General features: G+C 32.2%; 3 protein-coding genes. All 3 read left to right on the top strand.

Annotated features, from left to right (window positions below):
• A partial coding sequence (locus OZD62_RS00690) for an XRE family transcriptional regulator (protein ID WP_275019221.1) occupies nt 1-171 on the top strand: 171 nt, incomplete at its 5' end.
• Nucleotides 172-231: 60 nt separating this feature from the next.
• Nucleotides 232-639 carry a DNA-directed RNA polymerase subunit omega gene (gene rpoZ / locus OZD62_RS00695; protein ID WP_275019220.1) on the top strand — a complete coding sequence of 136 codons (408 nt, stop codon included), beginning with the start codon at nt 232-234 and terminating at the stop codon, nt 637-639.
• Nucleotides 640-667: 28 nt separating this feature from the next.
• A partial coding sequence (locus OZD62_RS00700) for a monovalent cation/H+ antiporter complex subunit F (RefSeq protein ID WP_316657610.1) occupies nt 668-894 on the top strand: 227 nt, incomplete at its 3' end.

Here is an 894-nt window from a genome sequence, read left to right on the forward strand (position 1 = left end):
GATCAGCCAAAGGTATCGCAAATTAAAAATGGTAAAATAGATGGTTTTTCTTTAGAGCGATTGTTAGGATTTCTAAAAAAACTTGATCATGAGATAACAATCACGATGACAGAAAGCCAAGAAATAAAATCTGAGGCAGAAAAAGTAAAACATGAAGTTGAATCGCAATAGATACAAAGTTGACAACTTGTTTTTTGTGATATAGTATAAAACTTATTAAGGTAGTATCTTATGGCTGAGTCTATTGTAGAAAAGTGTATAGAACGGGTAAGTAACCGTTTCAAATTGGTTCTGTTGGCAAGTCAAGGAACACATGATTTAAATACAGGGGCAAGTAATCCAATTCAAGCAGCTAAGTTTAAAGGTCATAAAAATACCATAGTTTCCTTACATGAAATAGCAGGAAAACAGGTGGATACTCATGAGCTGTTTAGCCTTTTGGTAGGTAGATGCAAGGAATACATGAAAGGAAATATGAATAATGTTTACAGCAGTAATACAAGTAAGCTAGCGAATTTATTAAATTTTTCTGATAACACAGATCTTGATGCAAGTCAAGAAAGCCAAGATTATGAAGTGGATGGTGAAATAGATGATGAAATAAATGATCAAGATGGCGATGAAGAAGTATCCGTTTAGAAATCTACTGAAGTCACATAGTCTTTAAATGATTTGCATTGCTATCTATACACTGTTGTTCTGTATGAGTGTAATGTTGTGTTGCATAGTGTCTAAGTCAAATGATGTGTACAATAAGGTTTTAGCGTTCAATAATTTCTCAACGCAAGTAGTTGTACTTATAACAGCAATATCAATCATTCTGAATAATTTTTTTTTAATTGATATAGCATTGTTGTATGCTAGCGTTAGCTTTATATCAACTATAGCACTAAT

The organism is Wolbachia endosymbiont of Drosophila seguyi, assembly GCF_028981765.1.
GTDB lineage: Bacteria > Pseudomonadota > Alphaproteobacteria > Rickettsiales > Anaplasmataceae > Wolbachia > Wolbachia pipientis.

Excerpts from the sequence above, each read along its gene's own strand:
- rpoZ (WP_275019220.1), top strand. The coding sequence starts at position 232 with ATGGCTGAGTCTATTGTAGAAAAGTGTATAGAACGGGTAAGTAACCGT.